Origin of the sequence: Bradyrhizobium sp. USDA 4532 (assembly GCF_024171315.1) — a bacterium.
Classification (GTDB): Bacteria; Pseudomonadota; Alphaproteobacteria; order Rhizobiales; family Xanthobacteraceae; genus Bradyrhizobium; species Bradyrhizobium australafricanum.
Genome location: NZ_JALJZN010000001.1, coordinates 6,607,001 through 6,619,797 on the forward strand (window position 1 = coordinate 6,607,001; position 12,797 = coordinate 6,619,797).

Below are 12,797 nucleotides of genomic sequence, written 5' to 3' on the forward strand. Positions count from 1 at the left end.
GCCTGCGCGCTCTTAACGAACTTCCATGTCCTTCCAGCGTTCCTTTTCGCTGGTGGCCTGGAAGATCGAGGCCTTTGCCAGCGCCTCGGCCTCCTTGGCCCTGGCGACTGCGGTGTCGAAATCACCAGCCTCACCGGCCTTTTTTGCGGCAGATAGTGTCGAGGCGGTGGTGGTCCACTGGTTGCGCAGGTTGCCTGCTTCCTTGTTGGCGGCTTCGGCGGCGGCGTAGGCGGCCTTGTAGTCGGCTTCGGAGGCGGCGAGGGCACAGGTCGCCGCTGCGATCAGCAGGGCTGATGCTGCGAGGACAGTTTTGATGGCCGCGCTCATGGCCGTGCTCCCGGACCCGAAATCGGCAGCCCGTTGCTGACATAGGACAGATAGTATTCGAGGTTGCGGTACTCGTCGTCCTGCGGATTGAGCGGCACGCCGCGGATCTGGCTGTTGCAGGTGGTGAAGCGGCGGCTGGTCGTGCCCATGCCGCTCCATTCCGAGCGGTAGATCGGCATCGCGTTCAGGATGCCGAGCGCCGGCGCCAGCACCTCGGCGCGGATCCGCTCGCCCGGGCTCTGGATGTGGCAGGTGGCGCAGGAGAAATTGAGCTGGCCGCGGCGGGTGTAGAAATACTCCTTGCCCTTCTGATAGGCCTCGAGCGCGCGCGGATCGTTCGGGATCTTGATGTCCATCGGGTTGCCGCGCGAGGTGAAGGCCATGTAGGCGGTGAGCGCCGCCATGTCGTCCTTCAGATAGGAGAACGGCGCCTCGCCATTAGCTTCGCGGCAGCGGTTGAGCGCGAGCTCGAGCGTGACGACCTTGCCTTCCTTCTCGTCGAAATAGGGATAGTTCTGGCGGATACCGATGCCCTTGTTCGGGAAGCAGTCGGCGTAGGTCTTGCCGTTCTTGAACGGCGTCGCGAACATCTCCTTGCCGGCTTCGAGCGAGAACTCGTAGGGCGGAAACTGCTCCTTCTCCTCCCACTGCCTGTGCAGGTCCTCATTCATCGAATAGGGACCGTTGACGAAATCCTCGAGCTTCAGCTTGGGGAATTTGCTGGTGAAGAATTTCTGGAAAGCGGCCTTGTCGGCGGCGGGATCGACGGTGTCGGCCGCCCGCGCGACCGGCGCGAGCGCCAGCACGCCGAGCGCGAACGTGGCAATTAGATTTTTGTTTTGACGCGTTTTCTTCACGCGAACCGGCGCCCACTTCGCTCGAAAACGCTCTAGAGCACGGATTGCGAGGCGCCGCGTCATTGAATCTTCGCCGTGGCGGTGTCGGTCGCGCCCTTGTTGTCGACCCAGCTGACCTTCAGATCGTCGCCCTTCTTGCCGCCCTTGAAGGCGAACTTGACATAGGGATCCTTGGAGACGCCGCCGCCCCAGTCGGCGACGAACACCGGCTTGCCGTCATATTCGAAGGTGAGCTGCTGGATGAAATGCGGCGGAATGATCTCGCCCTTGGCGTCCTTGACGAAGCCGGAATCCATCGGATGCTGGATCAGAGCCTGCACCTCGGTGGTGTCGCCGTTTGACGTGGCGCGCACGCGAATGCTCGATGCCATCTGATTATCCCTATTGTTTGCGCATGTTCTTGTCGGAAAACCGGTTCCCACTTTTCCGGATCATGCGTACTCAGCCGCCGCAGCCGCCGACGGTGACCTTGATTTCCTTTTTGGCGCTGTAGAGCTTGCCGCCGGCCTCGACGATCGCGGTGACGTTGCTGGTCTTCGCCATCTTGATGCGGTTGGAGACGGTCGGCAGCGTGCCGGCCGGAATCCTGTATGAGGCGACCAGCGAGATCGGATTCTCGCTCACCAGAAACGAGATCGAGGTGACGTCGGCCAGCGTCGTGGTGGCGGAGATCGGCACCACCGCGCCGTTCTCGGCGATCTCCGGCGCATCCATCTTGATCTTGTCCGACGGCTCGGCGGTCTTGCCATAGAGCGCCTTGATCGCGTCGGCCTCGTTCTTCTGCTTGAATGCGTCTTCGGGATATTTGTCGTTGGCGGCGGCGAGCGCCTGCGGCACGTCGAACGGAATGACCCCGAGGCCGATCAGCGCGGCGACGCCGGCGCCCTTCAGCACCATGCGGCGCGCTTTGAAAAATTCGCTGGTCGTGATGTTCATCGAAAAAAATCTCCTCAAGCGACGGTCGCGGCGTCACAGCGTCTGCAGGAAGTCCACCACCGCGTCGATTTCCTTCTCGCTCAAAATCCGGTTTCGGCCGAACGGCGGCATCACCGTCTGCGGATTGCGCCTGGTTTCGTCGGTCACGATCGCGATCAGCTCGTCACGGCTGTATTTGGCCTTCAGGCCGCTCAGCTCGGGGCCGATCGTGCCGGGCAGGTCGCCGCCCTTGATGACGTGGCAGGTCAGGCAATTGCCCTTGCCGCGGTCGAAGGCGAGCTTTTGTCCCTCGGCGGCGGATTGGGCCTTGGCGGGCGCGGCCATGGCGGTGCCCGCCAGCAGCGCCAGGACGAAGGCTGGCTTGGAGAAAGTGGCGATCAAGGACGTTTCCCGGGCTTCAATCTCGATGATCCCATCGCAATATAAAGCGTGGAAAGCACAAAGGCCATCGGCTGGCAACACGGAGAATAGGCGCGTTGCGACGGGGTTAATGCCACAGGGGCAGTCCGGCACTGGAGCGCATGTCCTGCGCCTTCCGCCTGTCATGTTTGTGCGGTTGAGATGTGGCTGAGGCGTAGGGAGAAGCGCGGTGGCGGAATTCGTGGCGGAGTTTGGCAAGGACGGCCGGCCGGTCGAGGCGGACGGGCGGCTCGATGCGCCCGCGTTCCATCGCAACCATAAGCCGATCTGGGCAGTTCTGAAAGATCATCTCGCCGGCCAATCCGGCGACGTGCTGGAAGCCGGCAGCGGCACCGGCCAGCATGTCGTCTATTTCGCCGGTCAGACGCCCGACATCACTTGGTGGCCGAGCGACCTCCATGCGGCGCACCTGCGCAGCATCGAGGCCTGGCGCGCGCATGCCGCCCTTCCGAACATCCGGCCGCCGCAGCCGATCGATCTGTCCGACCCGGCTTGGTCGCCGGCGCCGCCGGACGGCAAAGGTCCGGACAAACTGCTCGCGATCTTCTGCGCCAATGTGATCCACATCGCGCCGTGGCGCGTGGCCGAGGGCCTGTTCGCCGGCGCCGCGCGGCACCTGCGCGCCGACGGCCGGCTGTTGCTCTACGGCCCGTTCAAGCGCGGCGGCAAGCACACCGCGCTCAGCAATGCCGTGTTCGACACGTCGCTGCGCGAGCGCGACGCCGAGTGGGGGGTGCGCGATATCGCCGATCTCGAGACGCTTGCGGAGCGCGTCGGGCTCAAGCTCGCCGGCAGCTTCGAGATGCCGGCCAACAACATGATTTTGGTCTTTGCCCGCAAGTAGCCGCGCTCAATCGTAAGCCAGGCACCAGCCTGGCCCACGCAGCCAGCAACGTTCATCGGGGATCCCGGCGTCGCGATAGAGCCGCGTCACTTTCTGCCAGCCGCCGCGGGCGAAGGCTTCGGCGAGCGTTTTTTCGGACGTCTCGTCCCGGCCGCCGTCGCAGGGAATGATCGCGACCGGTGATATCCAGTCCGCCTGGTACGCTGCCTCCTCGCGCCGGATCCGGAACACGGCGCCGGATCGCGCCACCTGATCCGGCGCGCCGCCCTTGAATCCCTCATCCGAAGTCAGCGGCAGGATCAGGCGGCCGCCGGCGGCGAGCCCGTCGAGCCATCGCGTGGCAGGCCGGGTGCAGCCGGCGTTGACATAGATCACGTCGGCGGACTCGAACGCAACCTGTGTGCCGTCGCCCTGGATGATCTCGACATTTGCGTAAGCGGCGAGATTGGCGCGAGCGTCTGCCGCAAGGTCCGGATCGTATTCGATGCCGGTCACGCGGCCGGACGGTCCGACCAGATGCGCGAGGATCGCGGTGTAGTACCCCGTGCCCGTACCGATATGCACCACGTGCTCGCCGGCGGTGGGTGCGGCCTGGTGCATGAGATAGGCATGCAGCGACGGCTGGCCGTTGTTGAGACGTCGCTCGGGTCGCAAGGCGACGAGATCGTTGGTGTAGAGATAGATCGGGTCGGCATCGGGCGTCGGCGCATAGTCGCGGCTCCACCAGCGCAGCATCATCCATGGTCCCGGGCCGACGAAGTCCTCGCGGCGAATGGCGGCGAAGGCCTCCGTCAGCCGCGGATTGATGGTGTTGGCGGCGGCCAGGATCTGCTTGGCATAGGCCGCGCGGACGATGCGGAGTTCGGCTTGCGGGTCCATTGCCGCGCGCTCCCACGATGTCGCGTGTTGTGTGATTTGACACACCGAGGTGTGTGAAATAGCATACTGCGGCGACGGAGGCCAGAATGAAGAGACGGCTTTATCCGGCCGTGCTGGAGCGCGGGCCGCGCGGCGCGTTCGGGGCGTGGTTCCCGGACTTTCCCGGCTGCGTCGCCGCGGGACGATCGCAGGAAGACGCGATCGAGCGCGCCGAGCAGACGCTGGCGCAAACCGTCGACGGCTGGGTCGAGCAGGGCAAGCCATTGCCGGAGCCGACCCCGATCGAGCGCATCGTGGCGCCGAAGGGCTCGGACGTCGCCGCCTTCTTCATGGTCGGCGTCGATCCGCCCGACCCGTCCGAGCGCGTCAACGTCTATTTGCCGAAGAGCCTCATCGCACGGATCGACAAGCATGCCGCCGGACTCGGCATGAGCCGTTCGAGCTTTTTTGGTTTCGCCGCGACGCTTGCGCTTGAATGGCACGTTCACAAGCCGCACCTCGTCGGGCCGCGCTCCAAGGTGCACAAGACCGGCGCGTTGCGCGCCGAGAAGCGGATGGGCAAGAAGCCGGCGCGGTAGGCGATCGATCATCGAGCGACAGCTCTCTCACCGTCACCCTGAGGAGGCCGCAGAGCGGCCGTCTCGAAGGGTCGACGGTCCGGCTGTTGGCCGTGCATCCTTCGAGACGCGCTACGCGCTCCTCAGGATGACGGTACTGATAGAAGTGCCGGGCTGCTGTGACGTCACTCTGTGAGAGCAAGCGATCCCCTCGTGCGCCTCCTGCATGGCGTACGTCCGTTTGCGCCGGTTGATCGGCCTCGACCCGCTCTCCATAGTGCGCCCGATTGGGGGCTCCCGCCGGGGCTTCGGGGCGGGACCACCGATGATTGACGTGACGGCTGCGGATGAGGCGAGCGACGACGCGCGGGCGCGCAGCAATGTGTGGCGGCTTGCGGCGGCGCAGGCGCTGACCGGCGCCAATTCGGCGGTGATCTTCGCCACCGGCTCGATCGTCGGCGCGACGCTGGCACCCGACGTCTCGCTCGCGACGGTGCCGCTCTCGATGTATGTGCTCGGGCTTGCCGCCGGCACGCTGCCGACCGGCGCGATCTCGCGCGCCTATGGCAGGCGCGTCGCCTTCATCATCGGCACCTTCTGCGGCACGCTCACCGGCGCGCTCGGCGCCTGGGCGATCCTGCATTCATCGTTCTGGCTGTTCTGCGGCGCGACCTTCCTCGGCGGGCTCTACGGCGCCGTCGCGCAGTCCTACCGCTTTGCCGCGGCCGATGGCGCCAGTGTCGCGTTCCGGCCCAAGGCGGTGTCCTGGGTGATGGCCGGCGGCGTGTTCGCCGGCGTGCTCGGGCCGCAGCTCGTGCAATGGACCATGGACATCTGGCCGCCCTATCTGTTCGCGTTCTCCTTCGTGATGCAGGCGCTGGTCGCGCTGGTGGCGATGGCGGTGCTCTCGGGCGTCGACGCGCCGAAGCCTGCGGCGGCGGACCTGCATGGCGGCCGCCCGCTGCTCGAGATCGCAAAGCAGCCGCGCTTCATCGCCGCGGCGCTGTGCGGCGTGATCGCCTATCCGATGATGAATCTGGTGATGACCTCGGCGCCGCTCGCCATGAAGATGTGCGGGCTGTCGGTCAGCGATTCCAATTTCGGCATCCAGTGGCACATCGTGGCGATGTACGGCCCGAGCTTCTTCACGGGCTCCTTGATCGCGCGGTTCGGCGCGCCCGTGATCGTCGCGCTCGGGCTGGCGCTCGAGGCGGTCGCCGCGATGATCGGACTGTCAGGCGTCACTGCGCCGCACTTCTGGGCGACGCTGTTCGTGCTCGGGATCGGCTGGAATTTTGCGTTCGTTGGCGCTTCCGCGCTGGTGCTGGAAACGCACCGGCCGCAGGAGCGCAACAAGGTGCAGGCGTTCAACGATTTCCTCGTGTTCGGCATGATGGCGATCGGCTCGTTCTCGTCGGGCCAGCTGCTCGCGCATTACGGCTGGAATGCCGTCAACTGGGTGGTGTTCCCGCCTGTGCTGCTCGGCCTTGCCGTGCTTTCGTTCGCTTCATTCGCCAAGCGACGCGCGAAATTGCGCGCGGTGGAAGAAATCCCGGATCCCAGCATCTAAAGCTTGTCGTTTGACCATGGTCTGTTCGGAAAACCGCTTCGCACTTTTCCGGACCATGCTGCTGCCAATTGCTGACACTTCGATCGGCTTCGAAATGATCCGCTTGCAACGCTGTTCACATCATGGGATCGGGTTGGTCCGGCCATGACGATGTGAGAAGCAAAAGCAAGAAATGGACGCATCCTCAGCCACGCTGCCTGATGAATCCTCGCTTGGCTACGAAGGCTGGCGCATCGTCGTCGTCTGCTTCCTGCTCGCGACCTTCGGCTGGGGACTGGGCTTCTACGGCCAGAGCGTCTATGTCGCCGAGCTGCAGCGGCTGCACGGTTGGCCGGCATCGCTGATCTCGTCGGGCACGACCTTCTTCTATTTGTTCGGCGCCGCGCTGGTCGCCTTCGTCAGCGAGGCGATCAAGGCGTTCGGCGCGCGCAGCTGCCTGATCGCCGGCACCTTTGGGATGGCGATCGCAGCGGTTGCGATCGGCGAGGTGCGCGAGCCCTGGCAGCTCTATCTCGCCGATGCGCTGCTGGCGTTCGGCTGGGCCGGCACCAGCCTCGGCATCATCACCAACACGCTCGGCCTGTGGTTCGACAAGAAACGCGGCATGGCGATCAGCCTGGCGCTGAACGGCGCGAGCTTCGGCGGCATCGTCGGCGTGCCGCTGCTGGTGGCGGGGATCGGCACGTTCGGCTTCTCCGGCGCGATGATCGCGGCCGCGGGGCTGCTGATCGTGGTGATGGTGCCTGTCATCCTGATCTTCGTCGGGCAACCGCCGGTGCATCTGCACGCGGTCACGGCCGCCGCTGCCGACGCGCCGTCAGCGACCCAGGTGCGCAGCCGGGCGCTGCGCGACATCCGCTTCCTCTCGGTCTCGATTGCCTTCGCGCTGGTGCTGTTCGCCCAGGTCGGCTTCATCGTGCATCTGATCGCCTATCTCGATCAGGTAATCGGCCGCGAGCGCGCGACGGTGGCGATGGCGCTCTTGACCGCGATGGCCGTGGTCGGGCGCGTCTCGTTCTCCTTCGTGATCGACCGGCTCAACCAGCGGCTGGCATCGGCGCTGTCTTTTATCAGCCAGGCGGTCGCGCTCGCCGTCATCATCAATGTGCACAATGACGTGGCGCAGATCGCCGCCTGCGCGCTGTTCGGCTTCTCGGTCGGCAATCTGATCACGCTGCCGGCGCTGATCGTGCAGCGCGAGTTCGATCCGCGTGCGTTCGGCGTGCTGGTCAGCCTGATCACCGCGATCAACCAGATCACCTACGCCTTCGGCCCCGGCGTGGTCGGGCTGCTGCGCGATCTCTCGGGCAGCTATTCGCTGCCGTTCTACGGCTGCATTGGCCTGGAGCTGATCGCGGCGGCGACGATCATGGCGAAAGGGAAGTAGCTTTCCACCTCCCCTTGAAAAGGGGAGGTCGCTTTGCTCACAGAGCAAAGCGGGTGGGGATCAGCTCTCTCCATGAGCAGCATCGCCTGCGGCTGACCCCCATCCCGACCTTCCCCCTTTCAGGGGGAAGGGGAATAAAGACCTGTCCCCGGATGTCGCTTCCCTCATCCGGGCTACGTTCTACGACTTGCGGCGTGACTTCCGCGCCTTCTTCTCGCCGATCTTGCCGGCCGCCGCGACCCGCAGCAGGCGGCGGAAGGTCGGGCATTCCATGTGGCTCGGAGCCGGGCAGACGGCGGCGTGGCGCAGGCCGTCGCGCATCGCGTTGAGCCTGCGGATGGTGCGGTCGAGCTCGTCGGCCTTGGCAGAAAGCATTTTCCGGTCGATGCGTGGTCTTCCATCGGGCGCGAACATCCTTGCGATCTCGTCGAGCGAGAAGCCGGAGGCGCGCCCGAGCGCGATCAGCGCCAGCCGGTCGAGCACGGCCGGATCGAACAGGCGGCGCAGCCCGCGCCGGCCATGCGAGGCGATCAGACCTTTCTCCTCGTAGAAGCGCAAGGTCGAGGCGCGCACGCCCGATAGCTCCGCCACCTCCGCGATATCGATGTCCCGCATGGCCCTTGACCTCAAGTTCACTTGAACTGGCAGTATCCAGCCCTATCGGTTGCGTAAGGCAAGCATCAACAAGGACGAGAATCATGGGTGTCGCAGCGCAAGTCGACGACGAGCAGGTCAAACTCTGGAACGGCGCCGCCGGCCGCGCCTGGGTCGAGACGCGCGAGGTGCTGGAAGGGATGTTCAGGCCGCTTGAAGAGCTGCTCCTTCAGGCGGTGTCCGATGCCGCGGCAAGCCGGGTGCTCGATATCGGTTGCGGCACGGGCGCCACGACTTTCGCTGTGGCCCGCGTGCTCGGCCGTCAAGGGCATTGCACCGGCATCGACATTTCCGAGCCGATGATCGCGGCGGCGCGCGCCCGCGCGGAGCGGGAGGGGCGGCCGGTCAGCTTCATCTGCGCCGACGCGCAGACCTATCCGTTCGCGCCCGCGAGCTTCGACATGATCATCTCGCGCCTCGGCGTGATGTTCTTTGCCGATCCGGTGCAGGCTTTCGCCAATCTGCGCCGCGCGGCCCGGCCGGATGCTGCGATCCGCTTCATCGCCTGGCGCGGCGCCGCCGAGAACCCGTTCATGACGACGGCGGAACAGGCAGCGAAGCCGTTGCTGCCGGATCTTCCGCCGCGGCGTCCCGATGCGCCGGGGCAGTTCGGCTTTGCCGACCGGAAGCGGGTCGAAACTATCCTGGAGGATAGCGGCTGGGACGCGATCGCGATCGAACCGGTCGATGTCGCCCTCGGCTTTCCGGCATCACAGCTGGCCTGCTATGTGAGCTGGCTCGGCCCGGTCGGGACGATGCTGCAGGCGATGGAGGAGCCGCGCCGCACGCGAGTGATCGAGACCGTGCGCGGTGCGTTCGATCGCTACATCCACGGGACCGAGATTCGCTTCACCGCCGCCTGCTGGATGGTCGCGGCACGAGCGCCGGCGGAGGCCGCGCATGGTTGAAGCCGCGGAATTTGTGGCGAGCGCGGTGCTGACCGGGATCGGTGCGACCGTCGTGATGGACATCTGGGGGATGGTTCGAAAGCGCCTGCTTGGCATCCCGTCGCTGGACTATGCCCTGGTCGGTCGCTGGCTCGGCCATCTCGTATCCGCTCGCCTGCGCCACGACCGCATCGCCGCGTCACCACAGGTCGTGGGCGAACGGGTCATCGGATGGACCGCGCATTATCTGATCGGGATCGGCTTTGCCGGCGTGCTGCTTGCGATCTTCGGCCTCGATTGGGCGCGGCAGCCCACCATCGCTCCGGCTCTGATGGTCGGGATCGGCAGCGTGGCCGCGCCGTTCCTGGTGATGCAGCCCGCGATGGGCGCCGGCATTGCCGCGAGCCGTACGCCCCATCCATGGGCGGCGCGGCTGCAGAGCCTCGTGACGCACACGGTGTTTGGGATTGGGCTTTATGCGGCCGGCTGGCTCGCGCACCCGTTCCTGAACTCGTAGCCCGGATGAGCGAAGCGCAATCCGGGAACAGTATCACCCCACGGCGCCAACCCCGGATTTCGCGGAGCCTGTCATCGGGCGCGCGTTCGCGCGACCCGTTGGCTCCATCCGAGCTACCTCTTCACCTCCCCTTGGAAAGGGGAGGTCGCTTTGCTCGCAGACCAAAGCGGGTGGGGATCTGCTCTCTCCACTTGCAGCAGAGCCCGCGGCTAACCCCCATCCCGACCTTCCCCCTTTCAGGGGGAAGGGGAAAGCATTCGTAGCCCGGATGGAGCGAAGCGTAATCCGGGAGCAGTATTACCTCATGGAGCGAACCCCGGATTTCGCTGCGCTTCATCCGGGCTACGAAATTATCGCCTTGCGGAATTACGTCGCGCGCTGCTTCAGCAGGTCGTCCAGGTCCAGCCGTCGCGTGAACATCGCGAGCTTGCCGTCCGCGCTGCGCGGCCATTCGGTCTCGGGGCGGTCCCAATAGAGCTCGACGCCGTTCTCGTCGGGATCGCGCAGGTACAGCGCCTGGCTGACGCCGTGGTCGCTGGCGCCGTCGAGCTGGATGCCGGCCGACAGCACCCGGTGCAGCGCATCGGCGAGCGCCGGGCGGGTGGGATAGAGGATGGCGGTGTGGAACAGGCCCGTGGTGCCCGGCGGCGGCGGATGGCCGCCCTTGCTCTCCCAGGTGTTGAGGCCGATGTGGTGGTGATAGCCGCCGGCCGAGATGAAGGCCGCGTCCGCGCCCAGGCGCTGCTGCAGCTCGAAGCCGAGCACGCCGCAATAGAAGCCGAGCGCGCGCTCGAGATCGGCCACCTTGAGGTGAACATGCCCGATCCGGGTGCCCGCGATGATGGGGGGATTCTCTGGCATGAGCGGACCCCGTTGACGTCAATGCCCCTGCCATCAGGGGCGAGGTTTCGCCGCCTGATATAGTCCGGATTTGCCGACGCCGGAGCGTTCGATCCGGAAACGCAAGGTTTTCGAAAGGCGCCACGGTCCGCCGGCGTCTAGCAGAGCTCCGACAGCTCGCCGCCGGGCAGCTGGAACTCGAACGTGTTCAGCGTCATCGACACCATGGTGTAGTAGCCGCAGAGGCCGATCACCTCGACCAGGCCGCGCTGGCTCAGCACCTCGACCGCCTCGTCATACAGTGCCTTCGGCAGGCCGTGACCTTCGTGCAGCGCCTTGGCGACGTCGTAGATCACCCTGGCCTTGGGATCGTCGAACGTCGGCGTCCGGCGCACGCGAATGTCCTCGATGATCTTCGGGTCGAGGCCGCCCTTCAGCGCCAGGCGCTTGTGGGCATACCATTCGTAATGCGCGGTCCAGTGCCGCGCGGTGACGAGGATCGCGATCTCCGACAGCTTTGGGGGAAAGATCGTGTCGAAGCGCAGCACCTCGCCGAGCCGCGTCGCATGCCGTGCCATCTCCGGGCTGTTCAGCCAGGCCATCATCGGCGCCGGTGGCGCGCCGCGCTTGCCGGCGATCGACTCGTCGTAGGTTTCTTTCTGGGCGGCGTTCATTTCGCTAGGCGAAAGCAGCTTCAGCCGCATGTCCGTTTCCTCTTGTTTTTCAAGCGTTACCCCATCTCGGCGATACACCCGATCGCGCGCAGTGAGTAGCGACGCCAGAGCATGGCGCGGCCGCGAGGCATATTGAATTCGGCGGCTGCGTAGGTCTAAGGTCGAATCCAATTCGACGATTTTTTGACTGGAAACGCACCATGGCCGACCTCGAGAAATTCCGCGCGGAGACCCGCGCCTGGCTGGAGCAGAATTGCCCGGCGGAGATGCGCAAACCGATGACCTCGGATGGCGACACCTTCTGGGGTGGCCGCAACACGAAATTCTCGTCCGAGGCGCAGCGCGTCTGGTTCGAGCGGATGCGCGACAAGGGCTGGACCGTGCCGCATTGGCCGAAGGAATATGGCGGCGGAGGCCTCGACGGCGAGGAGGCCAAGATCGTGCGCCAGGAGATGGCTGCGATCGGCGCGCGTCAGCCGCTGACCTCGTTCGGCATCTCCATGCTGGGACCGGCGCTGCTGAAATACGGCACCGAGGAGCAGAAGAAGGAGCATCTGCCGAAGATCACCGCGGGCCTGATCCGCTGGTGCCAGGGCTATTCCGAGCCGAATGCCGGCTCCGACCTCGCCTCGCTGCAGACCCGCGCGGTCGGCGACGGCGACGATTACATCATCAACGGCCAGAAGATCTGGACGTCCTACGCCAACTACGCCGACTGGATCTTCTGCCTGGTGCGCACCGATCCGGCGGCGAAGAAGCATGACGGCATCAGCTTCATCCTGTTCGACATGACCTCGAAGGGCGTGTCGACCAAGCCGATTCTCCTGATCTCGGGCTATTCGCCGTTCTGCGAAACCTTCTTTGACAATGTTCGCGTGCCGAAGTCGCATGTCGTCGGATCAGTCAATCGCGGCTGGGATGTCGCGAAATATCTGCTGCAGCACGAGCGCGCGATGATCTCCGGCATGGGCGAGCGCGGCGTCGGTCGTCCGCTCGGCCAGATCGCCGCCGACTCGGTCGGTGCGGACGCGCAGGGCAAGCTCGATGACGCGCAGCTGCGCAGCCAGATCGCGAGCTTCGAGGTCGACGAGGCCGCGCTCGCTGCCGCCGCCGAGCGCGCGGTCGATCTTGCCAAGGCCGGGCAATCGCATCCGGCGTTCTCCTCGGCGATGAAATATTACGGCACCGAGCTCAACAAGCGCCGCTATGAGATCCTGATGTCGGCCGGCGGCATCGACGCGCTGGAATGGGAGAGCGACAGCTCCAAAGGCGGCGCCCGCCCGCGCGCCTGGCTGCGCACCAAGGCCAATTCGATCGAGGGCGGCACCTCGGAGGTGATGCTCGGCATCGTCGCCAAGCGCATCCTCGATTTGCCGGGCGCGTGATCGCTGCACCGTCGTTCCGGGGCGTCGCGAAGCGGCGAACCCTAATGCGCAGTTGCGCATTGT

16 protein-coding genes are annotated in these 12,797 nt (G+C 65.5%); 7 read left to right on the plus strand and 9 right to left on the minus strand.

Annotated features, from left to right (window positions below; all coding sequences use genetic code 11):
* Positions 1-12: 12 nt before the first annotated feature.
* The 5 genes from J2R76_RS30325 to soxX all read right to left on the minus strand — a co-directional run bounded on the left by J2R76_RS30325 (position 13) and on the right by soxX (position 2,444).
* Positions 13-327, minus strand: a complete 315-nt coding sequence (locus J2R76_RS30325) for a hypothetical protein (RefSeq protein ID WP_083715237.1) — start codon at positions 325-327, stop codon at positions 13-15.
* Complete coding sequence (soxA, locus tag J2R76_RS30330; protein ID WP_371852194.1) at positions 324-1,247, minus strand: sulfur oxidation c-type cytochrome SoxA; 924 nt, start codon at positions 1,245-1,247, stop codon at positions 324-326. The genes J2R76_RS30325 and soxA overlap by 4 nt, the downstream gene beginning before the upstream one ends.
* Positions 1,244-1,555, minus strand: coding sequence for a thiosulfate oxidation carrier complex protein SoxZ (gene soxZ, locus J2R76_RS30335; RefSeq protein ID WP_057021236.1), 312 nt, complete (start codon positions 1,553-1,555; stop codon positions 1,244-1,246). Before soxZ ends, soxA begins: the two co-directional genes overlap by 4 nt.
* 70 nt (positions 1,556-1,625) lie before the next feature.
* Positions 1,626-2,120: a thiosulfate oxidation carrier protein SoxY gene (gene soxY, locus J2R76_RS30340; protein ID WP_057021237.1), complete on the minus strand. Its 495-nt coding sequence runs from the start codon at positions 2,118-2,120 to the stop codon at positions 1,626-1,628.
* Positions 2,121-2,153: 33 nt separating this feature from the next.
* Positions 2,154-2,444 carry a sulfur oxidation c-type cytochrome SoxX gene (gene soxX, locus J2R76_RS30345; RefSeq protein WP_076834955.1) on the minus strand — a complete coding sequence of 97 codons (291 nt, stop codon included), beginning with the start codon at positions 2,442-2,444 and terminating at the stop codon, positions 2,154-2,156.
* A gap of 265 nt (positions 2,445-2,709) precedes the next feature.
* Here soxX and J2R76_RS30350 point away from each other — a divergent pair, with 265 nt between their 5' ends.
* Complete coding sequence (locus tag J2R76_RS30350; protein WP_076834895.1) at positions 2,710-3,384, plus strand: DUF938 domain-containing protein; 675 nt, start codon at positions 2,710-2,712, stop codon at positions 3,382-3,384.
* Positions 3,385-3,390: 6 nt separating this feature from the next.
* Here the strand turns inward: J2R76_RS30350 and J2R76_RS30355 are convergent, their stop codons facing one another.
* Positions 3,391-4,263: a protein-L-isoaspartate O-methyltransferase gene (locus tag J2R76_RS30355; RefSeq protein WP_076834896.1), complete on the minus strand. Its 873-nt coding sequence runs from the start codon at positions 4,261-4,263 to the stop codon at positions 3,391-3,393.
* An 86-nt stretch (positions 4,264-4,349) separates the two neighbouring features.
* Between J2R76_RS30355 and J2R76_RS30360 the strand changes: the two genes are divergently transcribed.
* From J2R76_RS30360 to J2R76_RS30370, 3 genes are all read left to right on the plus strand, one after another.
* Positions 4,350-4,841 (plus strand): type II toxin-antitoxin system HicB family antitoxin, encoded by a 492-nt coding sequence (locus J2R76_RS30360; RefSeq protein WP_076834897.1) that lies wholly within the window; start codon positions 4,350-4,352, stop codon positions 4,839-4,841.
* Positions 4,842-5,145: 304 nt separating this feature from the next.
* Positions 5,146-6,390 (plus strand): MFS transporter, encoded by a 1,245-nt coding sequence (locus J2R76_RS30365; protein WP_076834898.1) that lies wholly within the window; start codon positions 5,146-5,148, stop codon positions 6,388-6,390.
* 172 nt (positions 6,391-6,562) lie between these two features.
* Complete coding sequence (locus J2R76_RS30370) at positions 6,563-7,777, plus strand: MFS transporter (protein ID WP_076834899.1); 1,215 nt, start codon at positions 6,563-6,565, stop codon at positions 7,775-7,777.
* 180 nt (positions 7,778-7,957) lie between these two features.
* Here J2R76_RS30370 and J2R76_RS30375 read toward each other — a convergent pair whose 3' ends face one another.
* Positions 7,958-8,392: a helix-turn-helix domain-containing protein gene (locus tag J2R76_RS30375; RefSeq protein ID WP_057019001.1), complete on the minus strand. Its 435-nt coding sequence runs from the start codon at positions 8,390-8,392 to the stop codon at positions 7,958-7,960.
* 83 nt (positions 8,393-8,475) lie between these two features.
* On the opposite strand from J2R76_RS30375, the gene J2R76_RS30380 reads away from it, so the two are divergent.
* Positions 8,476-9,339 (plus strand): class I SAM-dependent methyltransferase, encoded by an 864-nt coding sequence (locus J2R76_RS30380; RefSeq protein ID WP_076834900.1) that lies wholly within the window; start codon positions 8,476-8,478, stop codon positions 9,337-9,339.
* Positions 9,332-9,835 carry a DUF2938 domain-containing protein gene (locus J2R76_RS30385; RefSeq protein WP_076834901.1) on the plus strand — a complete coding sequence of 168 codons (504 nt, stop codon included), beginning with the start codon at positions 9,332-9,334 and terminating at the stop codon, positions 9,833-9,835. Before J2R76_RS30380 ends, J2R76_RS30385 begins: the two co-directional genes overlap by 8 nt.
* A 366-nt stretch (positions 9,836-10,201) precedes the next feature.
* On the opposite strand, the gene J2R76_RS30390 is transcribed toward J2R76_RS30385, so the two are convergent.
* Both J2R76_RS30390 and J2R76_RS30395 read right to left on the minus strand, forming a co-directional pair.
* Positions 10,202-10,696: a VOC family protein gene (locus J2R76_RS30390; protein WP_076834902.1), complete on the minus strand. Its 495-nt coding sequence runs from the start codon at positions 10,694-10,696 to the stop codon at positions 10,202-10,204.
* A gap of 137 nt (positions 10,697-10,833) precedes the next feature.
* Positions 10,834-11,379, minus strand: coding sequence for a carboxymuconolactone decarboxylase family protein (locus tag J2R76_RS30395; RefSeq protein ID WP_038385649.1), 546 nt, complete (start codon positions 11,377-11,379; stop codon positions 10,834-10,836).
* A 170-nt stretch (positions 11,380-11,549) separates the two neighbouring features.
* Between J2R76_RS30395 and J2R76_RS30400 the strand changes: the two genes are divergently transcribed.
* Positions 11,550-12,734: an acyl-CoA dehydrogenase family protein gene (locus J2R76_RS30400; RefSeq protein ID WP_076834903.1), complete on the plus strand. Its 1,185-nt coding sequence runs from the start codon at positions 11,550-11,552 to the stop codon at positions 12,732-12,734.
* Positions 12,735-12,797: the final 63 nt, after the last annotated feature.